A 23,678-nucleotide genomic window follows, 5' to 3' on the forward strand; every position below is an offset into this window, starting at 1 on the left:
GCGCTGCGGCTGACACCCGTGCACTCGGTGCAGCGAGGCTGCACCGAGGTTACATCCACTATCCAAGACAGCCTTCAAAGGCGCACCCCGAGGAGCTTGAGCCATGCGGTATCCATCCCGTCGTCCCGTTTTTGGTAGCACGCTGGTGTGCACATTGGCGCTGTGCGCCCTTAACCAGGCCCAGGCCTACGAGCTCTACAGCGATGACAGCCGTCATCTCAACGCCGACATGACCGCCGTGTTCGGGCAGTTCAACAGCCGCAAGAACTACGACGGCAGCCCCGGCGGTTCCACCTGGCGCGAAGGTTTCATCAAATACGGCTTGAGTGGCGACCAGGCCCTGGCGGGAAACGGTACCGCGTATGGGGCCTTTGCGCTGCTCAGTTCCGCCACCTGGGGCGATGGTGATCCAGCCGGCAACACCCTGGGCAGCGAGCGCACCACCAAGATCGAAGATGCTTACCTTGGCTGGCGCTCCGGCGATCTGTTTCCGGCATTGGGCAAGGACGGCGTGGATATTTCCGGCGGGCGCCAAGTGGTCAAGCTGGGGCGTGGATTCCTGATCAACGATGACGGCCCGAATCTGGGCAAGGGCCCCGCCGACGGCAAGCTGAACCGGGGCGGCGCGTTTTATCTGGCGGCGCGGCATGCCTTCGACCAGACCGCCTATGTGCGCCTGGGCGGGCAAGAGGGGCTGCATGGCAGCCTGCTTTGGCTCAAGTCCGACAACCGCGCCCAGGCCGAAACCGAACTGGCTGCCGGCACCCTGGACTATACCGCCACCCCCGGGACCCTCGGGCTGACCTGGATTCACGGTATCGACGTGAATGATCAGTGGGCCAGCGACTTTCAACGCCAGCGCAAAGGTATGAATGTCTACAGCTTGCGCGGCGAAGGCGATGCGGGCATTCCCAACGTCAGCCTGGCGTTCGAGTACGCCTGGCAGGACAAGGACACCGGGCCGGAAAAAGCCTGGTACGGCGAAGCGGGTTACACCTTTGCCGACACTGCCTGGGCACCCAAAGTGACCTATCGCTACGCCCGCTACTCGCAGAAATGGGATTCGCTGTTCACCGGTCTGAGCCTGGGCTACGGCACCTGGTTGCAGGGCGAAGTCGCCAGCAACTATTCCGGGCCCTTCAACAGCAATACCCGTGTGCAGCATGTCGGGTTGAAGGCGACGCCGTTGGAGAACCTGACCCTCGGCGCGCTGTTCTTCGATTTCGATACCGTGCGCAAGGCCAACGCACTGAACCTCAATGCCCGCGAGCTGGACCTGTACGCCGAGTGGGCGGTCAACCCGCACCTGATCATCACGCCGCTGATCGGCCTGTACAAACCCGAACAGGATGAAACCAGCGGCGGTAACCAGGTGGGTGGCAACGGCACCAATGTGTACAGCCAGGTGACCGTGGCCGTGCCGTTCTGATTGGCTCAGGCCGCAGGCGGGTTGCGCATGTTCTCGGCGATCCGTCGCGTGGTGTCCATGACCATCTCGACCACGGTTTCCTGGCGCAGCAGCTTGAAGCTTTGCGTGCTGCCGACCGCCGAGAGGCTGCCGACCACTTCGTCCAGATCAGTCTGGATGATGGGGGCGGCGATACCGGTGAGGCCCAGGTTGAGCTCGTCGTGGGTCAGGCAGTAGCCGTCCTTGCGGATCTTTTTCGCGGCCTTGTTGAACCCCGCCCAGTCGTAGGGGCTGGTGGGGTCGTTGGCCAGGTGCTCGTCGAACAGGCGTTGCAGGCGACGGCCCTTCTGGTAGGCGATCAACACCTTCGACTGCGCGCCGCGAAAGAACGGCAGCGGCTGCCCACGCCCGAACGCAAAGTGGTAGGTGTCGGTGGGTTCGGCAATGTAGGTGTTGATGATGCGCCCGTCATAAAAAACGCTGGCAAACACCGCCAGGCCGATCTGCGCGGACAGCTCGTGCATCAGTTCGCGCCCGGCGAGCAGGATCGGGTCGTACTGGCGCATTTTCCAGTCCAGCTCGATCACCCGTGGGCCAAGGCCATAGCTGCCCGCGTCCACGCGGGTGAGCAGGCCGGCATCACACAAGTCCTTGACGTAGCGGTACACCGTCGCCCGCGACAACCCCATGCGCTCGGCGATGGTGTCGGGGTCGATCTTCAACGTCTGCGGACCAAACAGGTCCAGGACGCTCAGCAATTTGCTCAGGCTGCTCATTTCGTTCCTAAAAAAAGGGGGCACGTGCTGCGTTCTGCTGGCGCAACACTACCGGAGTGCAAGAAAAACGCAAGATTTGCCGCTTTATCCAATCAATAAAAATCGTTTAAATCTCATTAAGTGAGACAAATGAAAATAAAATGCTTGGCGAATGAATTTTTGTGTGTGATAAATCTCAGCATTGAAAACGCTCAAGCAAGAGGGCTGAAAATGAACGGTGCGCAACTGATAGTGAATGCGGCAGCGGCAAGCGGGATCGAGTACTGCTTCGCCAACCCCGGTACCACCGAAATCCCCTTGGTGGCGGCCATGGCCAGCGCACCTGCACTCAAACCGGTGTTGTCGCTGTTCGAAGGGGTCTGCACCGGCGCTGCCGATGGCTACGGGCGGATCGCCGGCAAGCCGGCAATGACTTTGACCCACCTGGGCCCAGGCTTTGCCAACGGCATCGCCAACCTGCACAACGCTCGCCGCGCCAACACGCCGATCGTCAATGTGATCGGCGACCACGCTTCCTGGCACGTCAACTACGATCCGCCATTGGCCAGCGACATCCAGGCCCTGGCCGGTGCGGTCTCCGGTTGGGTGCGCACTTCGCGTACCGCGTCGGGCATCGGCGAAGACCTGCAGGAAGCGATGCGCGCGGCCTGGCAGGCCAAAGGGCAGATTGCGAGCCTGATCCTCCCCATGGACCTGCAAGCCCACGAAGTGACCCACAGCGGTGTGTTTGCGCCGATCCGTCCGCCGGTCCGCCGGTTTGCCGGTGACCGTATCGAGGCAGTGGCGAAGGCCCTGCGCGACGGCCAGCGCCTGGTGTTTATCGTCGGCGACGAAGGATTGTCGGTCGCCGGCCTGGAAGCGGCGGGGCGCCTGGCGCAACTGCCGGGTGTGCGTTTGTTTGCCGAGACCTTTCCACGCCTGAGCTACCGGGGCGGTGGCTTGCCGGACCTGGATCGCCTGCCGTACTTCCCGGAAGTGGCGATTGAAATCCTTGAGCAGTACGACCTGGTGGTGTGTGCCGGTGTCGTCGAGCCCATCAGCTATTTCGGCTACGAAGGTATCCCGTCGCGCCTCGCCGAACGTGAGCGCCTGTTGGCGCTGGCCGATGTCGGTGAGGATGTGGCCGGTGCGCTGACGGCGCTGGCCGATGCCCTTGAGGCGCCGGCCTATGTGCCGACGCCGCAGGGCATCGAGTTGCCGCCCGGGCATGCCGAAATCACTCCGCAGTCGGTGGGCCAGGTACTGGCCGCCTCGTTGCCGGACGACAGCATTGTCTCGGTGGAAGGTGGCACCTGCGGCTATCCGTTTTTCACCGCTTCGGCCCGCGCCGCACGGCACCGGGTCCTCACCAACACCGGTGGTGCCATCGGCCAGGGCATTCCCGTGGGGTTTGGCGCGGCCTTGGCCGAGCGCGGCAACCGCGTGTACTGCCTGCAATCGGACGGCAGTGCCCAGTACACCATTCAAACCCTGTGGAGCATCGCCCGCGAGCAATTGCCGGTGGTGATCCTGATCGCCGCCAACCATCGCTACGCGATCCTGCAGAACGAACTGCGCCGTTTCGGCATGACTGAACTGGGCCCTGAAGCCCTCAAGTTGACCGTGCTCGACAGCCCGCGCATCGACTGGAAAGCCCTGGCCAAAGGCTACGGCGTACCGGCCTGCACCGTGCAAACCAATGCCGAACTGCAACGGGCGCTGGCCAACGCCAATGCCAGCAACGGCCCGTGCCTGATCGAGATGGCGCTGTGAAGGAACCCATCATGAAAACGTTCGACGTACTGCCTGCGGTGCAGGCCTTTCTCGCCCAGCCAGGTCGCCTGTTTATCGGCGGCACCTGGCAGGACGCCGCCGATGGCCGCCGCTTCGCCGTGGAAAACCCGGCCACCGAAGACACCCTCACCGAGGTCGCCCAGGGCGGCGCCCGCGATGTGGACGCCGCCGTTGCCGCTGCGCGCGTCGCGTTCACCGGCGCCTGGGCGTTGCAGTCGCCGGCCCAGCGCGGCCTGCTGCTGTTCCGCCTGGCGGACCTGTTGGATCAGCACCGCGAAGAACTCGCGCAACTGATCACCCTGGAAAACGGCAAGCCCATCGCCAACGCGCGCGGTGAAGCGGCCAGCGCGGCGACCATTCTGCGTTACTTCGCCGGCTGGCCGACCAAGATCGAAGGCAGCACCTTGCCGGTGTCGCCGGCCAGCGGTGCGCCGATGCTCAACTACACCCTGCGTGAGCCGGTGGGTGTGTGTGCGCTGATCGTGCCGTGGAACTTCCCGCTGAACATGTGCGTGTGGAAGCTCGGCCCGGCCCTGGCGACCGGTTGCGTGGCGGTGCTCAAGCCTGCCGAGCAGACGCCGCTGGTTGCGATCCGCCTGGTGCAGTTGATCGAGCAAGCGGGCTTCCCCGCCGGCGTAGTCAACCTGATCACCGGCCTGGGCGCGGAAACCGGCGCGCCGCTGGCCGAGCATGCCGACGTCGACAAGATCGCCTTCACCGGCTCGACCCAGGTTGGCCGGCTGATCGCGCAAGCGGCTACGCGCAATATGAAAAAGGTCTCGCTGGAACTGGGCGGCAAGTCGCCGAACATCATCCTGCCCGATGCCGACATCGTGCGCGCCGCCAAAGGCGCTGCCGACGGCATTTTCTATAACCAGGGCCAGGTGTGCACGGCGGCGTCGCGCCTCTACGTACACGCCAGTGTGCTGGATCAGGTGCTTGAAGAGCTGGAAAAACATGCCGCCGCCCACGTATTGGGCAACGGCCTCGACCCGGCCAGCAGCATGGGCCCGTTGGTGTCCGGGCGCCAACTGAATACGGTCAAGGGCTACCTGCAACGGGGCCAAGAAGAGGGCGCCGAACTGATCTGCGGTGGTGGCCGCCCGGACCATCTGGAACGCGGCCACTTCATTGCGCCCAGCGTGTTCCTTGACCGTGCCGAGCGCGCCTGTGTCGCCCGCGAAGAGATCTTCGGCCCGGTGCTGACCGTGATGAGCTGGACCGAAATCGATGACCTGGTGCTGCGCGCCAACGATTCGCCCTATGGCCTCGCCGCCGGCCTGTGGACCCGCGACCTGCGTTCGGCGCACCGCATGGCCGCGCAACTGAAGGCCGGCTCGGTGTGGGTCAACTGTTGGAACGTGGTCGACGCGGCCTCGCCGTTCGGCGGCTACAAGCAATCCGGCTGGGGCCGGGAAATGGGAAAAAACGTGATCGATGCCTACACCGAGACCAAAAGCGTGTTTGTCGATCTGGCCTGAACTGAATAATCACACGAGGTAGTTGCTATGGATCTGGAATTGAAAGGGCGCGTGGCCATCGTTACCGGTGGCGGCATGGGCATCGGCAAGGAAGTCGCACGTTTTCTGTCTGAGGAAGGTTGCAAGGTGGTGATCTGCGCGCGGCGCATGGCGTTCCTGCAACTGGCTGCCGAGGAGATCACCGCACAGACCGGCAACGAGGTGTTGCCACTTTTCTGCGACACCAACGAGATGTCCGCCGTGTCGGAAATGGTCGAGGCCGCCTACAAGCACTTCGGCCGTATCGACATCCTGGTCAACGGCGCGGCGGCCCCGTCCGGGGTGGTGCGCAATGACATCGAGCACGCCGGCGACGATGAGCTGCTGTCGGACCTCAACACCAAGGTCATCGGCTACTTCCGCTGCGCCAAGGCGGTGACCCCGCACATGAAGGCCGGTGGTTTCGGGCGCATCATCAACATCGGCGGCCTCACCGGGCGCAGCAGCAAAGTGCTGTCGGGCATGCGCAACCTGGCCATCGCGCACATGACCAAGACCCTGTCCGACCAACTGGGTGCTTCGGGCATCACGGTCAACCTGATTCACCCGGGCGTGGTGGACACCCCGCACATCCAGGAGCTGTACGAGCGTGAAGGGGTCAAGCAAGGCAAGACCCCGGCGCAGGTCGAGCAGGGCTACATCGACGCCACGCCGATCCGCCGTACCCTGGCACCGATTGAAATGGGCTGGCTGATCGGTTTCCTGGCATCCCCCAAGGCCGGTGCGATCACTGGCGAATCCATCGGCATCGACGGCGGCTTGACCCGCGGCATCTTCATCTGAGGAGCATCAGCCATGAGTAATGGAACCCTGTTGGTGGCCACCGTGGGCCAGGCCGTGATTCGCAGCGCCGACGATGGCCGCACCTGGCATCGCCTGGGCCTGGGGCAGGACCTGGAGTTCGACGCCATCACCCGCTCCTTGAGCGTGCATCCCGAGGCGCCGGAAGTGATTTACGCCGGCACCGATGTGGGCCTGTGCGTGAGCCATGACACCGGTGGTCATTGGCTGCGAGTCGATTCGCCTTTCAACGGGCAGACGGTGTGGAAAGTCGCCGTCGACCCGCAGGACGCCCAGCGGATTTTCGTCGGCACCGGTGCGCCTTCCCGTGCGGTGTTGTGGCGAACCCTCGACGGCGGCCTGAGCTGGGACCGTGCGCCGGTGGAAATCCCCGAGTTCTGCGACGGTGTCAGCCGCCCGCGCTTGCTGGCCTTCGCCTACGACCCCACCGACCGCAACCAGCTGTGGTTCGGCCTGGAGGAGGGTGGCCTGTTCCATTCCCGCGACGGCGGTGACAGCTGGACCCGTGTCGATGACCGCTTGCTGTGGGACTACAACTCGGACGTGCACAACATCCTGGTGCTGCCCAACCACGGCCAGAAAGTCATCGTGGTGGTGTGTGTCAACGCGGTCTACCGCAGCCTGGATGAGGGCCTGACCTGGACCGGTATTGTCGGTCGCGAAGCCTTTGGCCTGTATTACATCCGCGCGATGAACGCGCCGCTGGGGACGCAAAACGAGCTGTACCTGAGTATTTCCGACGGTACGCCGGGGACCACCAGCAAGATCCTGGTCTCCCGTGACGCAGCACAAAGCTGGGAAGTGCTGCCGCTGCCGCAGCAGCCCAACTCCTGCGTCTGGGCCATCGCCTTCAACCCGGCCAACCCGCGCCATATCGTGGCGGGCACCAAGTACGGTCACCTGTTTACCTCCGAGAACGGCGGTGAAGGCTGGCAGAAACAGTGGCGCGATTTCAGTGAGATCGCCGACGTGCTGTGGACGCCCGCCGTGGCGCAGATCAAGGCCGGGCATCAATCCATCGTCAAGAAGAACTGAGGGCCATGCGATGAAAATCGACATCCTGCGTACGCACTTGTCGCTCTGGGTCAGTGACCCGGACGTGTCGGCCCGTTGGTACGCCGACATCCTGGGCATGCATGAAAGCGCCAGGGGCGAGAGCTGGGTCATGATGGCGTTTGGCACCAAGCATCACGACATTGCCTTGATCCAGGCCGACCCCGGCGCCCACCAGGGTGGCATGGGGTTGCAGCACTACGGCCTGGAAATCGCCGGGGACATGACCACCTTGCGCCAGCTCTACGGCATGTTGTTGGGCAAGGGTGTCGAGGTGGTGAAGATCACCGACCACGAAATCGGGCATGGCGTGTACTTCAACGACCCCGATGGTAATCGCATGGAGTTCTTCCTGGAAACCGAACACGACGACGCGCGTGGCAAGGCTCGCTTCAAGGCCGCCGGTGCGCCGAGCCGGCATTTCAACCTGGACCCACTGGACCCACTCTGAGGAACACCCGATGAAAAGCGCAAATTTCGCGACGTATCACATCCGTAAGTGGTACAGCTTTGTCGAAGAAACCCTGGCCAACGAAAGCGGCCAGTTGGCCGATGGCGAGCCGTTGTTCAAGTATGCGGTCGCGGCGGTGATCGCCAACCCTTATGCGGGGCGCTTCAGTGAGTCGCTGGCCGAGCTGGTGGAGCCGTCGCCGCTGCTGGGTGAAGAATTCGGGCGCCGTATCCAGGCGCTGGCCGGCCAGCGAGAGATCGTCAGCTACGGCAAGGCCTGCCTGGTGGGCAGCCAGGGCGAATACGAACATGGCAACGCCTTCCTGACCAACCCGGCGGCCGATCCTGTGCGCCTGGCGTTGGGCGGCGGCAAGTCCTGGGTGCCCTCCACCGGCAAGCGCGGCGGCCCGGGGACGACCATTGATGTACCGTTGGCGCACAAGGATGCCCTGTATGTGCGCTCCCATTACGACAGCCTGTCGTTGATGTTTGGTGACGGGCCGGCGCCGGATGAGGTGATTGTGATCTGGGCCTTTGCCACACGCGGGCGTTTGCATGCACGCCTGGGCGGCTTGCAGGCCGACGAGGTCAAAGGGCTGGATGGGCTGCACTGATACACGCGTGCGGCTTTGGCGGCGCAGATTAAAACCACAACAAGAAAGCGGTGATAAGCGATGAAGCAGGAGAAGACCCAAGTTGTCATTGTCGGCGGCGGGCCCAACGGGGTCACGGCCGCACACTATATGGGGATGTACGGTGTCGACTGCGTCGTCCTTGAACTGGCGGATTGCATCCTGCCGTACCCGCGTGCCGTGGGTATGGATGACGAAGCCCTGCGCGTGTTGCAGGGCATCGGCATCGCCGAGCTGGCCGCGCGCGACATGATCTGCGATGTGCCGCTGCGTTATTACAACGCACGCGGCGTGTGCTTCGCCGAGGTCAAGCCGAGCACGGCCCATTACGGCTGGCCGATGCGCAATATCTTCATGCAGCAGTTGCTGGAAGGCACGCTGCGCGAAACCCTCGGCCAGCGGGCCAGTGTCGAGTTGCGCCAGGGCCATGAAATGCTCGAACTGGAGCAGGACGGCGAGGGCGTGACCTTGCAAGTGCGCGATGCCCAGGGCGAGATTTATCAACTGCGCGCCGATTACGTGATCGGGGCCGACGGCGGACGTTCCACTGTACGCAAGAAGCTCGGCATCGAGCTGCTGGGCCTGACCCATGCGCGCAAGTGGGTGGTGGTCGATACGGCCAACGATACGTTGGACGCGCCATACACCGCCTTGCATGCCGACCCGCAACGGCCCTTTGTGTGCATCTACCTGCCGTACCAGCAGCGGCGCTGGGAGTTCATGCTGCTGGAGGGCGAGGATGAGGCGAAGATGTGCGAAGAGAGCACCATTCGCGACCTGATCCGTGGGCATATCGGCGACGCGGTGGATTCACTCAACATCATTCGCATCCGCGCCTACACCCACCATTCCCGGGTGGCGGCGCGGTTCGTACAGGGTCGTGTTGTGTTGGTGGGCGATGCGGCGCATATCTCGCCGCCCTGGGCCGGGCAAGGTCTCAATTCCGGGCTGCGGGACGTGGCGAACGTGGTCTGGAAACTCGCCGCAATCATCCAGGGACGTGCTGGCCACAGCATTCTTGCCAGCTACGACCAGGAGCGCCGTGGGCATGCCACGGAGCTGGTGGCCCTGGCCGACAATATGGGCACGGTGTTGGGTTTGACCAACCCATTGATGGCCGGCGTGCGTGACTGGTTGTTCCAGGCCGTGAACAGCGTCGACAACCTGCGTTCGCACTTGCTGGAGTTCAAGTTCAAACCCAAGGCCACCATCACCAAGGGCCTGGTCCATCACGAGCGTGCCGAATTGCGCGAGGACGACCTGGTCGGCCAACTGTTTGTGCAGCCGTGTATCGAGGATGCCCAGGGCCAGCGTCGGCGTCTGGACGATGTGCTCGGACATTCGTATGCGGTGCTCGGTTATCGGGTCAACCCACGCGAGCATCTCAGTGCCGAGACGGCCGCTTACTGGGCGCGCTGGGACACGCAGTTCGTGCAGGTCAACCGGTCGCGCAGCGGCCTCGGCCGTCACCAGCCGTTGACGGCCACGGACGCGGTCAGCGTCGAAGACGTGGATAACCGCTTGGGCGAATGGTTCTCCAAGGTGCGCGACTGCATTGTGGTGGTGCGCCCGGATCGGTTTGTCGCCGCCATTACCACCCCCGAGCGCCTTGAAGGCGTACTGCGCAAACTGGCGGAGCAACTGTCATGAACGGCAATAACGAACTGCTCAAGCGCTTGCAACAAGCCACCCGCACCCGGCAACCCTTGCCGCCGCTGCCACCCGAGGCGCTGGACCCGTATTCCGGGTATGCACTGCAGCGCCTGGGGGTGGATTGCCGCATGGCGGCCGGGGAGCAACTGAGCGGGTGGAAGATCGCCTTCGCCGGCAGCGCTGCCCAGCAACGCTTTGGCCTCGACCAGCCGGTGTATGGCGCGCTCACCGACAGCATGTGCGTCCAGCCAGGCGCGGTGGTACCGCTGTCCCGGCTGATCCAGCCCAAACTGGAGGTTGAGGTAGCGATTGTCATGGGGCTTACCCTGGCGCCGGGTGACTACAGTGACGCGGACATCCTCGGCGCCATCGCCGAGGTAGCGCCCGCGTTCGAGATTGCCGACTGCCGTTGGCAAGGCTGGGCGTTCGGCGCCGGGGCCTTCCTGGCCGATAACGCCGCATCCGGGCTGTACTGCATCGGGCCACGCACGGCGTTTGATCCGGCGCTGCACACCCGCGCGGATTACCGCTTGGACTGCGCGGGCGTGTCAGGCGGGGAGGGCAATACCGAGGAACGTGAGGACACCCCGCTGGCCAACCTATGCTGGCTGATCCGCCGCCTGCTGGCCGACGGTCAGCCGGTGGAGGCCGGGCAGGTGGTGTTGTCCGGGGCCTTGCTGGCGCCGATGACGATCCAGCCCACCACCTACCGCCTGCAGATGTTTGGCACGGAACTGGCTTTGGTTTTCACGGCTGATACCGCCCCTGAGTGAATGAGCGTGGCTGTCACGGACGGGGCTACCGAGGAACGACGACCATGCTGGCTGAAGCACGAACCTTCAATGACCCTCAACAACACGCCGGGTCCATCCACGGCTGGCGGCAGGTGTATGACCAACTGGGGCGTGGCTGCCTGACGAGCGAGCTGCGGCAGTTGGCCGCCGACCGCTTCCAGGTGTTCCAGGAAGTCTTGGACAAGCGCGTGGTGCAGCGCGGTTACGCGCCCAAAGGGCGGCTGTGCGCCGCCATGTCATTGGGCGGCGCGCCGGTGGTGCAGGGCCAGCAGGTGGGCTCCCACAGCGTGGTGTTGTTGCGCGATGGCGAGGAGTTTGTGTTGCATGCGCCCGAGGGCACGCACTTCTTTGCGTTCAATATCGACACGGTACGTTTCGCCAAGCTGGCGGCGTTCGAGTTGTCGAGCGAGCAACTCAAGCGGCTGAAAACCACGTCCCAACTCAGCGTGGACGATGCGTTACTGGCGCGCATCCGCCAACGTATCTACCCATTGTTCTGTCACCTTGTGGAACAGTCCGACGCGATCGGCCCAACCGCCGAAAAAATGCTCGAGGACGAGTTGCTCAACGCGTTCCTCGATCTGTTCAGCAACGCCACCGATGAGGTGCGTTGCCGGCGTGGCAATGTCTCTGTCAGTGCTTACCTGGTCAAGCGTTGCCAGGACTTGATCGACGCCAGTGGTGACAATCCGTTGAGCATTCTCGACCTGTGCGAACACCTGCGGGTGAGCCGGCGAACCCTGCAGAACAGTTTCCAGGCCGTGACCGGCATGCGCCCGGTGGAATACCTGCGCAACCTGCGCCTCAATGCCGTGCGCCGACGCCTGAACGCCACCTCGGCGTGCACCCATAATGTTGGCGAGATCGCCGTGGCGATGGGCTTTTTTCATCTGAGCCACTTTGCCACGCATTACCGTGAGCTGTTTGGCGAGTCGCCGTCGGAAACGCCTAGGGCGATACGCTGAAGCGCAGTGGCGGCGGGTTCAGCGGGGCGTGTCGCCAAGCCCGGGGTCAACGCGCTTGCCGATGTCCTTGAGCCGGGCCAACTGGTCGACCATGCTCGGGGCTTCATCCAGGCAACTGACAAACGTCCATAAATACGTCATCACCGCGTAGATATGCCCGGCCTTCACCGCAGGTGCGAGGGACAACTGCGTAATGGCGATCACAAACAGCAACGCCGCCAGCAAGCCGATGGACAGGAAGGCAATGGCTTCACGGTCCGAGAGCCAGATTCGCAATCGCGACAGCACTTGATAGTGGCGGCGCAGGGTGTGGGCGCCGACGTTTTCCACCAGGCCGATTTCCTTTTCCAAGCGGTTGTTCAAGCGCTCATGCAGTTGCTCGTTGCGCTGGGCGAAGCCTGGCAGCACGGTCACGCATAGCACCAAGGCCACCAGGCACGCCAGGCCGACCCACGGCTCGATCACCAGCAGCATGGCCGCCGCGCCGACAATGGAGACCAGCGCGGTAGCGATGATCGGCACATGTTTTTCAAAGAAATCCACGAAGTCCCGCGCCAGCACCACCCGCGCCGCGGCCTTGGACGTGCTGTGGCGCTGCTGGCGCTGGTTGAGGATCACCGGTACCGCGAGGTCGGCGTAGATGCGCGTAAACGTGCGGGTGTCCAATGCCCGTCGCGCCGCGCCCACCACCCAGAACCCCAGCACCACCAGCGCATAGAACAGGGCGTTAGTCCCATCGCCGCGGATCATGGCGTCCACGGCGAACCCGGCGAACAGCGGGTAGGCGAGCAGCAGTGCGTTCTCCAACGCCACCAGCGACAAGGTGGCAAACAACTTGCCAGGATAGGCCCTGGCGATGGCCTTGAGGGTTTGACTGGCGGATTGCTGGCCGAGGGTCTGGGCCTGTTCGATTACGCGTTGCGGTGTGGCGGAGGGCATGAGGCACCTGTGTGGAGCGCTGTAGGGGGACGAAATGAGTCGGTATACAGACCGCGAGTGATGTCGAGCAGGTAACGGGCCTCCTCGCTCATCAGCAGCAGGTCGATCTGCATTTCCTCGATGACGATCTCGAGGACAATCAACAGGCAGATGGCCGGCGCGGTGAACATCCAGTGGGCGTACGACTGGGTGAACAGCGACGCCGTCACCCCAAGCACCCACAGCACCATCACCAGGCGCGGTGCCTGTTTTTGCAGGGGGATCCAGAAGCGCTGCAACTTTCTGAGCCTGGCGCTATACAGCCTTACCGAGTCTTCCAGTTGGGCCAGGTCAATCAGGTTTCGACTGCGATGGTTGAGGGGCATAGATGCAATCCGTGTGTGAATCACAAAGGTCGGTTGACGCAGCCAAGGCGCCCGCAGGCAACGCCCGGTTCAACCAGGCGAGCTTGACTTCGTTGACGTGTACCCACCTGCCGTTCTGTGGCATCCCTTCGCAGCTCTTGAAAGCAATACAGCGTCCGTGTGTGTCCAGTAAGGCAAAGTGGCGATAGGGTGTGGCTCTATTGAAACCAAACATAGAGAGGCGCATGCCTTCACCTGGGCCGGTTGAATTCAGAGGTCGGTGGGGTGGTCGGGCCAGCTCAGTTCGAACAACGTGCCGCCGCTCTCCAGGTTGCGGCAGGTCACGCTGCCGCCATGGGCCAGGGCAATCGCCCGCACCACGGCCAGCCCCAGCCCGCTGCCACCCTGGGCGCGCGAGCGCGAGCTTTCGCCGCGCTGGAACGGGTCGAAAATCTGCGCGACGAAGGCTTCATCGATCCCTGGGCCTTCGTCCGCGACACTCAAGGTGTTGAGGCCGTCCGAGCTGCCCAGGCGCACGGTGACATTGCCGGGCGTGGCATGCCGTCGAAGGTTGTCCAGCAGGGCCAGCAAGGCTTGGCGGATTCGCGCCGGGTCGCACTGCACGGGGTGCTTGAGCAGGTCCAGGTGCAGGGTAAATCCACTGGCATTCAGGCTGGGCTCGAACAGTTGCGCGTCGGCCTCGATTTCCTCGGCCAGGTCGGCGTGCTGGATGTGCACTTCCAGGTAGCCGTTGTCCGCCAGGCCGACGACACGCAAGTCTTCGATCAAGCGCGTCAGGCCTTCAACCTGGGTGAGCAAGCTGTAGAACTGCGCCTTGTCCGGCTCGAACACACCTTCCGCCAGCCCCTGCAAGCGGCCACGCAAGATGGTCAGCGGGGTGCGCAGTTCATGGGCGATGGCGGCGTTCCAGAACGACTGTTCTTCCGCCATGCGTTGCAGCCGCTTGGCCATACTGTTGAAGTCATCCACCAACACGGCGGTCTCTCCCAATGAAAGGTCGGGCGCCACGGCCCGCGCATCGAGGTCGCCGTCGGCCAGCCGGCGCAGGCTGGCAGCGACGGAATTCAGGGGCATGAGAATGCGCCGGGACAGCTTGATCGCGACCACGGCACCCACTGCCAGGCTGATGCAGGTGGTCAAGCCCATCCACGCCCATTCCATGCCGGTGGGCAGCCACTCATCGACGTCAAGGTCCGACGGTGGCCAGAACGTCCACAGCACCGCGTAGAACACGTAGGAGCCGACCACCGCGAGGGCAATCACGCACAGCACCACGGCCGACATCGACACAATGATCTGCCGGCTCAACCCATTGACGACCTTCATGGGTGGCTCCCGAACCGGTAGCCGACGCCACGGATGCTGGTCGGTACGCCTTGCACGCCGAGGTCTTCGATTTTTCGGCGCAACTTGCTGATGTGGCTGTCGACCGTGCGTTCCAGGCTGTCGCTTTCGGGGGCACAGAGGGCCAGCAGTTCGGCGCGGCTGAACACGCGCTTGGGCGCCTTGGCCAGTTGCGCCAACAGCCGGAACTCGGTGACGGTCAGGTGCAGTGGATGCTTGTGGGCATCGATCTGCACGCTGACTTCATGGTTGTCGATATCGATCTCAAATGCCTGCACGCGCAGCACGCGCTGGCCGCTGCCGTAGCCATGATCGACGCTGCGGCGCAGCACGGCCTGGGTCCTGGCGACCACTTCCGCCGGGTTGAACGGTTTGACGATGTAGTCGTCGGCACCGATGCGCAGGCCCAGCAGTTTGTCCATGTCCTGGTCTTGTGCGGTGAGCATGATCACCGGGGTGTTGCCGCGGTGGCGGATCTCGGCGAGGACCATCCAGCCATCCAGCTGCGGCATCAGCACATCGAGCAGCACCAGGTCGGGCTTGAGTGTCTGGTGCAGTTCCAGGGCACGGCGCCCGTCCAGTGCATGGGCGGTCTGGAAGCCGCTGCGCTTGAGGTAGGCGGCGAGGATGTCGGCGATTTCCGGCTCGTCTTCGGCGATCAGCACCAAGGCCTGGTGTTTGCCGGTGGAGTCCTGGGGTGTCGATGCAAGCGGCGATTCAGTCATGGCGGGCTCGGGTCTGGGTCAGGTGCACTGGGATCGTCGCAGTATGACGAATCACCCAAGGGCAACGAAGGCCAGTGTGCACCCCAAACGTGCGCTTTCATGGGAGGTTTTGTGGAGAAACGATGGAGACGCGAATTTATTCGCGAACCGCGTGATCAGGCGTAGCTGATGCGGTCGGTGTAGGCGTTCTGCAGCATTTGGCGCTGGTAGTCGCAGGGCGTGGTGCTGACCAGCTTCTTGAAGTCGCGCAGGAAGTGCGACTGATCGGAAAACCCCAGGTCGAGGGCCAGTTCGCAGAACGACACGTCGGGCTGGGTATTGAGGGCGTCCAGCGCCGCCTGGCACCGGATGATCCGGCAGAACGCCTTGGGCGACAGGCCGGTGTCCTGGCTGAACTGGCGGTGCAGGGTGCGGCTGGTGAAACCGCTGAGGTCTTCGAGCTGCTGGATGCGGATAGCCCCGCGATGACGCAGGGCTTGTTGAATCACCATGCTCGTCAGGTTCGAGGACTTGCCCGTCAGCCGAGGGGCCAGGTAGTCATTGAACAGGCGCATCTGTTCCGCCAAAAGCGGTGCCTGGACGATGTTGTCGAAGATGCGTTGCGCAAACCGCGACACTTCCAGCAGGTTGAGTTCGCGCTCGGTCAAGTCGGCCGCCAGCACGTCGATGAAACCCGGAATGACACCGGGTGAAAAACGCACGCCGAAGTAATGGTGGCCCTTGTGCAAATCCACTGCCTGCGCCGTCAGCGGCGTGCCGCAGATCTTGGCGCTGGGGCGGCTCGCATCACAGTCGAAGACAACGTCCACACAGCCATCCGGCACCGCCAGTACGGTGGACGATTGCGCCACGTCGAACGCATAGAAATGCGAGATGGCCGGGTGTGCAGAGGGCATGACCGAATAGCGTGAAGAACCCAGCACGAACCAGGGTTGTTCGTTCGCGGTGTGGGGACGTGACGTCGTGATGTGCGGCTTGATCATGTCGGCATTTTCGGTCGGTGGTGAGGCAGCAAAAATCACGCAGGATTCGCGCCAACTCGCGCTGCAAAATCGCTGCGTGCGTGTCCGAAATCTACAATACGCGCCGGCATCGCCGCCTCGATACTCGACGTCGACAGCGTGGAGCTGCGCCTACCGCAGCGCGATCACCTTCGGTTCGGGAACGACTATGGCGACTACAACAAAAATCGATTTTATCTACCTCTCCGAGCAGGACATGATCCGCGCGGGCGTGACGGATATGTTGGCCTGTGTGAACACCATGGAGGAGATGTTCGGTTTGCTCTATGCCGGCGACTACCGCATGGCCGGGCCGAACAATGATTCCCATGGCGCCATGGTGGTCTTTCCCAAGGACTCACCGTTCCCGAACATGCCCAAGCCCACGGCCGACCGGCGCATGATGGCCATGCCGGCCTACCTGGGCGGCAGCTTTGGCACCGCAGGCGTGAAGTGGTATGGCTCGAATATCGCCAACCGCGACAAGGGCCTGCCGCGCTCGATCCTGATGCTCACCCTTAATGACCCCGATACCGGCGCACCACTGGCCCACATGTCGGCCAATCTGCTGTCGGCGTATCGCACCGGCGCGATCCCCGGCGTGGGCGCTCGCCACCTGGCCCGTAAAGATTCAAAAGTGGTCGGCCTGCTCGGGCCGGGGGTGATGGGCAAGACCACGCTGTCGGCCTTCATGGCGGTGTGCCCGCAGATCGATACGCTGAAGATCAAAGGTCGCGGGCAGAAGAGCCTCACGGATTTTATCGCGTGGGTGAACGTCACCTACCCGCAAATCACCACACTAACCGTGGTGGACAGCCTCGAAGCGCTGGTCCGCGATTCAGATCTTGTTACTTATTGTAGCTCCGGCGAGACGGGCGACCCCTCGATCTACCCAATAGTGCGGCGCGAGTGGGTCAAGCCGGGCACGTTTTTGGCGATGCCGGCGTCCTGCTCACTCGATGACGGCATGGAACAGCCCGACGTGCGCAAGGTGCTGGACAACACCGGCCTGTACCAAGCCTGGTTTGCCGAACTGCCCAAACCCGCGCACCACAATGTGCCCGTGATTGGCGTGCGCTTCATGGACATGATCGCCGAAGGCAAGCTGCGCCTCGAAGACGTCGAAGACATCGGCAAGATCATCGCCGGTGCCGCGCCCGGACGCAGGAACGATGAGGAAATCATCATCCTGTCGGTGGGCGGCATGCCCGTCGAAGACGTGGCCTGGGGCACGGTGGTGTACCGCAACGCGATTGAAAAAGGCATCGGCGTCTCCTTGAACCTGTGGGACACCCCGGTGCTGCGCTGAGCCACCCGACACATACTCTGAAGAGGCATTCGACATGACCAACATCATCAAGCTCAAGACCGGTTCCCCCTACGAAGACATGGGCAGCTATTCGCGCCTGGTGGTCGTGGACAACTGGATCTACGTGTCCAACACCGCAGGTCGCAACCCGCAGACCAAGCTGATCCCGGAAGACATCCTGGAGCAGACGCACCAGGTCTTCGCCAACATCGAAACCGCCCTGGCGGCGGTGGATGCAAGCCTGGCGGACGTGGTGTGTTCACGGGTGTTCATCCAGGACCCCAAGGACGTACCGGCGGTGATGGGCCTGATCGGCGAGAAGTTTCGCGGCGTCGACCCGGCCAGCACCGTGACGTGCCCGCCGCTGGGGTCGACGGTGTACAAGGTCGAGCTGGAAGTGACGGCCTATCGCAATGCGGCCAAGGCCCAGGTTGAAGTCATCCGCCTGGCGCCGTAACCGCCCAGCGGTCGCTCCTTTTCTCCCATCACCGAGTCTTGATCATGGCACCGACTATTGCGCCTGTGAACACATCCGCCGCGTTTCCTGCTGCCACCAGCGTTGTCATCATTGGCGGTGGGATTATCGGCCTGACCGCTGCATTGACCTTGGCCGAGCGCAACATCCCGGTGGTGGTTCTGGAAAAGGGCCGTATCGCCGCCGAGCAGTCCTCACGCAACCTGGGCTGGGTGCGCAAGACCAGCCGGCATGCCGCCGACATTCCCCTGGCCCTGGCCGCCGACCGCTTGTGGGCACAGATGCCTGAGCGGGTGGGGGCGGATGTCGGCTATCGCCAGGAAGGCATCCTGTTTGTCGGGCGCACGCCGGAGCAGATGGCGATGCATGAAGGCTGGCTCAAGTCCGTGGAGCACTTGTCGCTGGATTCGCGCCTGCTCAGCGCGCATGAGATCGACGGGTTGGTACCCGGTGGCCGAGGCGACTGGGCCGGCGGCATCTACACGCCGTCTGATGCGCGTGCCGAACCGACCTTGGCCAGCAGCGCCATTGCCAAGGCGGCCATGGCCATGGGGGTGGTGATTGTCGAGCAGTGCGCGGTGCGGACCTTGCAGATGGCAGCCGGTGTGGTCAGCGGCGTGGTCACCGAGCGAGGCGAGATCCGCTGTGATCACGTGTTGCTTGCCGGGGGCATGTGGTCGCGCCGTTTCCTCGGCAACCTGGGCGTGGCGTTGCCCACCTTGCCGTTGACCTGCTCGGTACTGCGCACCCACCCCATGGAAGGGCCGACGCAGATTGCCGTCGGAGCGCCGGACTTCTCGTTTCGCAAGCACAAGGACGGCGGGTTCATCATCACCCAGCGCGGCAAACTGGACGCCTTCCTGACCCTGGATCACCTGTTGCTGGCCAAACAGTACATGCCGCAATTTCGTGCGCAGCGCCATGTGCTGAATGTGTCGTTGGGCAAACCTTTTCTGGATGACCTCAAGCTTGCACGGCGCTGGCATGCCGACAACGTCAGCCCGTTCGAGCGGGTGAGGGTGCAAGACCCCGCCGCCAACCCACGGCTCAACAACGCTGCAATGACTAACCTGATAGCGGCCTGGCCGGTGTTCGAACAGGCGCGGATCGCCCAGGCCTGGGCCGGCACGATCGACGTCACGCCGGATTCCAACCCGGTGATCGGACCGGTTGCGCAGATCCCCGGGCTGACCGTGGCCACTGGTTTCTCCGGACACGGCTTCGGCACTTCGCCCGCCGCAGGTCACCTGGCGGCGGATCTGGTCAGCGGCGATACACCGATCATTGATCCAAGCCCCTATCGCTTCGATCGTTTCTGAATTCAAGGAATCAACCCATGGCTTCTGACAGCTGTTTCTTTACCAATCGCTCAGGCCTGCACCTGCATTTTTTGCACTGGGGAGACCCCAGCGGGGTGCCGTTGGTGTTGTTGCATGGCTTGCGGGCCTATGCGCAAACCTGGGAGTCACTGGTGCAATCCCTGGGACCGGGTTACTGCATCTACGCCCTGGACCAGCGCGGTCGCGGACTGAGTGACTGGGCCAGCCCCGACACTTACCACACGCAGTCGTATGTCGAGGATCTGGAAGATTGGGTTGCGCATCTGGGGCTCGCGCGTTTTGTGTTGCTGGGGCATTCCCTGGGCGGTGCCAACGCCCTTGAATATGCGCGGCAGCACCCGGGTCGGTTGCTGGGTTTGATGATTGAAGACATCGGTCCCGGCTCTTCCAGCCAGGGCGATGGCGCGGCGCGTATCCGACGCGAGATGAGCCAGACACCCTTGCAGTTCGAGAACTGGGAGCTGGCCCGCGCTTTCTGGCAGGCGTCACGTCCTGGGCTGTCGGAGCAGGGACTGACCTCCAGGCTTGCGCATTCGATGAAGGAGAGCGGCGATGGGGTCACCTGGCGCCATGATCAACAGGGCATTGCCAAGGCGCGCCTGAGTATCGAGCCGACGGACCTGTGGCCAGCCGTGCGCGCGCTGGATTGCCCGAGCCTGTTTATTCGTGGCGGCCGCTCGGATTTCCTGCCGGCGGCGACGCTGCAGGCCATGACCGCCTGTAACCCGAATATTCGCACCGTAGAGGTGGCGGACGCGAGTCACTACGTGCACGACGATCAGGGCGAGGTGTTCAATGCGCTGGTTTCTGGGTTTCTCAGGGAGCTCAAGTCCGATGGTTTAGAGTGACCTCCAGCCGCCACCCCCCGGCCCGCTGGCGCTCCCTCCAGAACCCCGCATACCGGCCATTCTGCCCCAGCAACTGCGCATGGGTGCCGCACTCCACCAACCCCCCGTCATCCAGCACCAGGATCTGGTCGGCCGCCATGATGGTCGGCAGGCGATGGGCAATCACCAGCACCGTGGCGCTGTGCATCAGCGTGCGGATAGCGGCTTGCACGTAAGCGTCGTTTTGCGGGTCGAGCGCCGCAGTGGCTTCGTCCAGCAACAGGATCGGCGCGCGTTTGAGCAGGGCCCTGGCCAGGGATACGCGCTGGCGTTCGCCGCCGGAGAGGCTGGCGCCGCCTTCGCCCACGGGGGTGTGCCAGCCTTGGGGCAGGCGGGCGATGATTTCATCGACCCCCGCCAGGCGCGCCGCTTCGGCCACCTGCTGCGCACTGGCGTCGGGGCTGCCGACGCGGATGTTGGCTTCCAGGCTGTCGTCGAACAGGTACACGTCCTGCATCACTAGGGACAGTTGCGCCATCAACGCTGCATTGGACAGCTCACGTACATCCACGCCACCCACCTTGACCTGGCCCTCGCTGGTATCGAAGAAGCGCATCAACAGACGGGTGATGGTGGTTTTACCCGAACCCGAGGCGCCGACGATGGCGGTCATGGAATGGGCCGGGACGTTGAAGGTCAGGTCCTTGAGCACCAATGGGCCACTGGGATAGGCAAAGCGCACGCGTTCAAACGCGAGGCTGCCGGGCGCCGTCAGGGGCTGGCTGCTGGCCGGTTCTGGCAGGCCGGGTTCGCGCAGGATACCCACCAGTTGATCGAGGTCGTTGCCGGCCATGCGCAGCAGGCCACTGCGCGCGGCAGCTTCGGCCAAGGGGCCGACGAAGCGGGCGGCGAGGGCCAGCAGCGCGACCAGTTGGATGGCGTCGATTGCACCGGTTGCCGCCAGGGCAATGCCGACGCCCACCAGCAGGGCGAAGGCCAGTTGCACCGTCAGGCCACCGGCGAGCAATTTGGGAAAGGTCTGCGCCAGCATCGAGCCGCCCGCGTGTTTTTGCGCCAGGTTGGCCGCGTGCAACGGTGCATAGCCGCCCTGTGCCTGGCCAAAGGCGCGCAGCACCGGCTGGTAGCGGGCGAACTCGACCACACGGTTGCCGGCAAGTGTTGCGGCGGCTTCGACGCGCTGGTCATTGGCTGCAATGGCGTTGGCCGACCAGTGATGGGTGGCGTAGATCAGCGGGGCACAGAGCACGGCGGTCAGGCCCAGGCGCCAATCGAACACAAACAGCGTCAGGGCCACCGTGGCCGGCACCACCACCCCGCACACCACCGGCCCCAGGTAATGGGCAAACAGACCGGTGACCATCAACGTGCCGCTGGTGGCGCTGCGCGACAGGCGCCCGACCTTTTCCGGGTTGAACCAGCCCAGGGGCAGGCGCATCAGGTGTTGGCCAAGGCGATCATGCAGGGTCGTCAGCACCAACAGTGCCAGGGCAAAACCCTGCATTGCCTGCTGATAGTGGGCGATGCACGTCAGCACCACCATCGCCGCCAGGGCACACAGCCAGGCGAGTGCCGTCGGCAAGTCGCCGGCGAACAGTGCGCGCAGGATCGGCACCAACAACGCGACGGCCAAGCCTTGCAGCACGGCGCTGGTCACCAGCCAGGCGAGGTAACGGTAGAGGCGCGCGGCATGGGCCGGGCCCAACAGGGTGAGCAGGCTGCGGATCACAAGGACATCTCCAGGTCGGGGTGGGTGGCGCGCCACAAGCGGGCGTAGGCGCCATCGGCGTGCAGCAGGTCAGCGTGACGGCCGCACTCCACCACGCGGCCGTGATCGAGGACGACGATTTGATCGACCCCGCGGATACTTGCCAGGCGATGGGCGATCACCAGCACCGTGCGCCCTCTGGCCAGCGCCGACAGCGCGTCCTGGATCAGCGCTTCGGATTCTGGATCGGCGTGGGAGGTGGCTTCGTCGAGGATCAGCACTGGCGTATCGGCCAGCAGCGTGCGGGCGATGGACAGTCGCTGGGCTTCGCCGCCGGAGAACATCGCGTCCTCGCCAATCACCGACTGATAGCCACGGGGCAGCGCCTCGATACGCGCGTGGATCTGCGCCATACGCGCGGCCGCCTGCACGTCCGCGTCACTGGCCTCGGGGCGGCCCAGGCGCAGGTTGTCGGCCACGCTGCCGTGCACCAGTTGTGCGTCCTGCAGCACAAAGCCGACGTGCCGGTACAGTTGGTGCGGGTCGATCTGGCGCACATCGACACCCCCGACCAATACGCGGCCAACGTTGACGTCGTGAAAGCGCGGCACCAACTTGGCCAGGGTCGACTTGCCTGCTCCCGATGCCCCCACCAGCGCAGTGACAGTGCCCGCTGGGCAATGCAGCGTGATACCGTCGAGGATCAAGTGGGCGCGGTCATAGCCAAACTGCACGTTGTCGAAGGTGACGGCGCTGCCCTCGGGCAACTGGCCTGCCGTCGGGCTTGGCAGTTCGTCGATATTCAGCAGGGCTTCGATACGTGTGGCAGCCGCCAGCGCGGTGCGTTGCGCGGTCAGGCTCTGGTTGATCACCAACAGCGATTGCGGGATCACCACCGCCACCAGGGTTTCGGCGAACAACTCCAGCGGCGTGACCCAGCCCCGCGCCAACATCAGGCTGCCGACGCCCAGGCTGACCAGCAGAATCAGCGGCACGCTCAGGGCCATCGACGACAACGCCTCAAGGCGCAGCAACGGGCGCACCCAACCGGCGTACTGCTGGCTGAACTGGTTGACCGCCTGCTGATAGCTGCGATGAGCCTGGCCGCTGCGCCCGAAGGCCTTGACCACCGCAATCCCGTGGACGAACTCGACAATCGCCGCGCTGACCCGGGTCATGCTCTGGTCCAGCAACTGCATCTTGCTGCCGAAGCCGCGCATCATCAGGGCGTAGGCCAGCGCATAGACCGGCAGGGTCAGCACCGCCAGCCCCACCAGGTAGCCGTTCAGGCTGGCCAGCCACGCCAGCCCGGCGAGGGGCGTGACGATCGCGGCGGTGAGTTCCACGGCGTGATGGGCGACCAGGTGGTGCAGGTCTTCGAGGTCATCCTGCACTACTTTGCGCACCGCGCCGGACGTGGTGTCGCTGTACCAGCCGAGGGGCACGCGCCCGAGTTTGCGCACCATCGCGTCGCGCAAGCCGGCTTGCAGGCGATGGTCGGCCACGTGGGTGAGCCACAGCGCCACGCCGTTGGCCATCCAGCCCAGGCTCAGGGCGATCACCACCAGCGCGGCCCATGACCACAAGGTGTGACGCGCGGCGTTGCCGGCCAGGAGCAGCCGGGCCAACTCGGTCAGGCCGACAAAGGGCACCAGGTTGACCAGCGCGCCAATCGCGGCAAACAGCACACCCAGGCGAATCAGCGGGTTGACCGGGCGTTTCAAGGTGTCCAGGGCAGTTGTCATCAGGGTTCCGTAGGGCCGTGGCGGGGCCAACGATGCTAGTCATTCCTGAGGGGTGGG

General features: G+C 63.9%; 23 protein-coding genes. 14 read left to right on the forward strand and 9 right to left on the reverse strand.

The genetic code is table 11. From position 1 onward, the window contains the following. Window positions 1–103 precede the first annotated feature (103 nt). Complete coding sequence (locus J1G37_RS12335) at window positions 104–1,429, forward strand: hypothetical protein (protein ID WP_207041993.1); 1,326 nt, start codon at window positions 104–106, stop codon at window positions 1,427–1,429. 5 nt (window positions 1,430–1,434) lie between these two features. On the opposite strand, the gene J1G37_RS12340 is transcribed toward J1G37_RS12335, so the two are convergent. Then, window positions 1,435–2,184 (reverse strand): IclR family transcriptional regulator, encoded by a 750-nt coding sequence (locus J1G37_RS12340; RefSeq protein ID WP_207041995.1) that lies wholly within the window; start codon window positions 2,182–2,184, stop codon window positions 1,435–1,437. A gap of 210 nt (window positions 2,185–2,394) precedes the next feature. Between J1G37_RS12340 and J1G37_RS12345 the strand changes: the two genes are divergently transcribed. Genes J1G37_RS12345 through J1G37_RS12385 form a run of 9 tightly spaced genes read left to right on the forward strand, consistent with a single transcriptional unit; the run spans window position 2,395 to window position 11,825 of the window. Beyond that, window positions 2,395–3,936, forward strand: a complete 1,542-nt coding sequence (locus J1G37_RS12345) for an acetolactate synthase large subunit (protein ID WP_207041997.1) — start codon at window positions 2,395–2,397, stop codon at window positions 3,934–3,936. Between the two features lie 11 nt (window positions 3,937–3,947). Beyond that, entirely contained in the window at window positions 3,948–5,438 is a 1,491-nt protein-coding gene (locus tag J1G37_RS12350) for an aldehyde dehydrogenase family protein (RefSeq protein WP_207041999.1), read from the forward strand. A gap of 27 nt (window positions 5,439–5,465) precedes the next feature. Then, complete coding sequence (locus tag J1G37_RS12355; protein ID WP_207042001.1) at window positions 5,466–6,260, forward strand: SDR family oxidoreductase; 795 nt, start codon at window positions 5,466–5,468, stop codon at window positions 6,258–6,260. Between the two features lie 12 nt (window positions 6,261–6,272). Further along, on the forward strand, window positions 6,273–7,313 hold the full coding sequence (locus tag J1G37_RS12360) for a YCF48-related protein (protein ID WP_207042002.1): 1,041 nt from the start codon (window positions 6,273–6,275) through the stop codon (window positions 7,311–7,313). 10 nt (window positions 7,314–7,323) lie between these two features. Next, window positions 7,324–7,782, forward strand: coding sequence for a VOC family protein (locus J1G37_RS12365; protein WP_207042004.1), 459 nt, complete (start codon window positions 7,324–7,326; stop codon window positions 7,780–7,782). A 10-nt stretch (window positions 7,783–7,792) separates the two neighbouring features. Next, a complete protein-coding gene (locus J1G37_RS12370; RefSeq protein ID WP_207042006.1) occupies window positions 7,793–8,395 on the forward strand; it encodes an amino acid synthesis family protein in 603 nt (200 codons plus the stop codon). A 60-nt stretch (window positions 8,396–8,455) separates the two neighbouring features. After that, on the forward strand, window positions 8,456–10,063 hold the full coding sequence (locus J1G37_RS12375) for a bifunctional 3-(3-hydroxy-phenyl)propionate/3-hydroxycinnamic acid hydroxylase (protein ID WP_207042007.1): 1,608 nt from the start codon (window positions 8,456–8,458) through the stop codon (window positions 10,061–10,063). Further along, entirely contained in the window at window positions 10,060–10,839 is a 780-nt protein-coding gene (locus J1G37_RS12380; protein ID WP_207042009.1) for a fumarylacetoacetate hydrolase family protein, read from the forward strand. The genes J1G37_RS12375 and J1G37_RS12380 overlap by 4 nt, the downstream gene beginning before the upstream one ends. Window positions 10,840–10,883: 44 nt before the next feature. Next, window positions 10,884–11,825, forward strand: a complete 942-nt coding sequence (locus tag J1G37_RS12385) for a helix-turn-helix domain-containing protein (RefSeq protein WP_207042011.1) — start codon at window positions 10,884–10,886, stop codon at window positions 11,823–11,825. An 18-nt stretch (window positions 11,826–11,843) separates the two neighbouring features. On the opposite strand, the gene J1G37_RS12390 is transcribed toward J1G37_RS12385, so the two are convergent. From J1G37_RS12390 to J1G37_RS12410, 6 genes are all read right to left on the reverse strand, one after another. Beyond that, a complete protein-coding gene (locus J1G37_RS12390) occupies window positions 11,844–12,764 on the reverse strand; it encodes an ABC transporter six-transmembrane domain-containing protein (RefSeq protein WP_207042013.1) in 921 nt (306 codons plus the stop codon). Continuing rightward, entirely contained in the window at window positions 12,737–13,129 is a 393-nt protein-coding gene (locus J1G37_RS12395) for a hypothetical protein (protein ID WP_242551547.1), read from the reverse strand. Before J1G37_RS12395 ends, J1G37_RS12390 begins: the two co-directional genes overlap by 28 nt. Then, a complete protein-coding gene (locus J1G37_RS28990) occupies window positions 13,095–13,355 on the reverse strand; it encodes a hypothetical protein (RefSeq protein ID WP_242551548.1) in 261 nt (86 codons plus the stop codon). The genes J1G37_RS12395 and J1G37_RS28990 overlap by 35 nt, the downstream gene beginning before the upstream one ends. Before the next feature lie 23 nt (window positions 13,356–13,378). After that, window positions 13,379–14,455, reverse strand: a complete 1,077-nt coding sequence (locus J1G37_RS12400) for an ATP-binding protein (protein WP_207042015.1) — start codon at window positions 14,453–14,455, stop codon at window positions 13,379–13,381. Beyond that, window positions 14,452–15,198, reverse strand: a complete 747-nt coding sequence (locus J1G37_RS12405) for a response regulator (protein WP_207042017.1) — start codon at window positions 15,196–15,198, stop codon at window positions 14,452–14,454. Before J1G37_RS12405 ends, J1G37_RS12400 begins: the two co-directional genes overlap by 4 nt. Window positions 15,199–15,353: 155 nt before the next feature. After that, window positions 15,354–16,181 carry a helix-turn-helix domain-containing protein gene (locus tag J1G37_RS12410; protein WP_207042019.1) on the reverse strand — a complete coding sequence of 276 codons (828 nt, stop codon included), beginning with the start codon at window positions 16,179–16,181 and terminating at the stop codon, window positions 15,354–15,356. Between the two features lie 187 nt (window positions 16,182–16,368). Here J1G37_RS12410 and J1G37_RS12415 point away from each other — a divergent pair, with 187 nt between their 5' ends. Genes J1G37_RS12415 through J1G37_RS12430 form a run of 4 tightly spaced genes read left to right on the forward strand, consistent with a single transcriptional unit; the run spans window position 16,369 to window position 20,171 of the window. After that, window positions 16,369–17,508 (forward strand): tyramine oxidase subunit B, encoded by a 1,140-nt coding sequence (locus J1G37_RS12415; RefSeq protein WP_207042020.1) that lies wholly within the window; start codon window positions 16,369–16,371, stop codon window positions 17,506–17,508. A gap of 34 nt (window positions 17,509–17,542) precedes the next feature. Continuing rightward, window positions 17,543–17,965: a RidA family protein gene (locus J1G37_RS12420; protein WP_207042021.1), complete on the forward strand. Its 423-nt coding sequence runs from the start codon at window positions 17,543–17,545 to the stop codon at window positions 17,963–17,965. Between the two features lie 44 nt (window positions 17,966–18,009). After that, complete coding sequence (locus J1G37_RS12425; RefSeq protein ID WP_207042022.1) at window positions 18,010–19,302, forward strand: FAD-binding oxidoreductase; 1,293 nt, start codon at window positions 18,010–18,012, stop codon at window positions 19,300–19,302. A 17-nt stretch (window positions 19,303–19,319) separates the two neighbouring features. Further along, on the forward strand, window positions 19,320–20,171 hold the full coding sequence (locus J1G37_RS12430) for an alpha/beta hydrolase (protein WP_207042023.1): 852 nt from the start codon (window positions 19,320–19,322) through the stop codon (window positions 20,169–20,171). On the opposite strand, the gene J1G37_RS12435 is transcribed toward J1G37_RS12430, so the two are convergent. Together J1G37_RS12435 and J1G37_RS12440 are read right to left on the reverse strand one after the other, a co-directional pair. Then, entirely contained in the window at window positions 20,149–21,897 is a 1,749-nt protein-coding gene (locus J1G37_RS12435) for an ABC transporter ATP-binding protein (protein WP_207042024.1), read from the reverse strand. The two genes, J1G37_RS12430 and J1G37_RS12435, sit on opposite strands and share 23 nt — an antisense overlap. Further along, window positions 21,894–23,621: an ABC transporter ATP-binding protein gene (locus J1G37_RS12440; protein ID WP_207042025.1), complete on the reverse strand. Its 1,728-nt coding sequence runs from the start codon at window positions 23,619–23,621 to the stop codon at window positions 21,894–21,896. The genes J1G37_RS12435 and J1G37_RS12440 overlap by 4 nt, the downstream gene beginning before the upstream one ends. Window positions 23,622–23,678 lie beyond the last annotated feature (57 nt).

This window comes from Pseudomonas sp. Marseille-Q1929 (assembly GCF_017316265.1).
Classification (GTDB): domain Bacteria; phylum Pseudomonadota; class Gammaproteobacteria; order Pseudomonadales; family Pseudomonadaceae; genus Aquipseudomonas.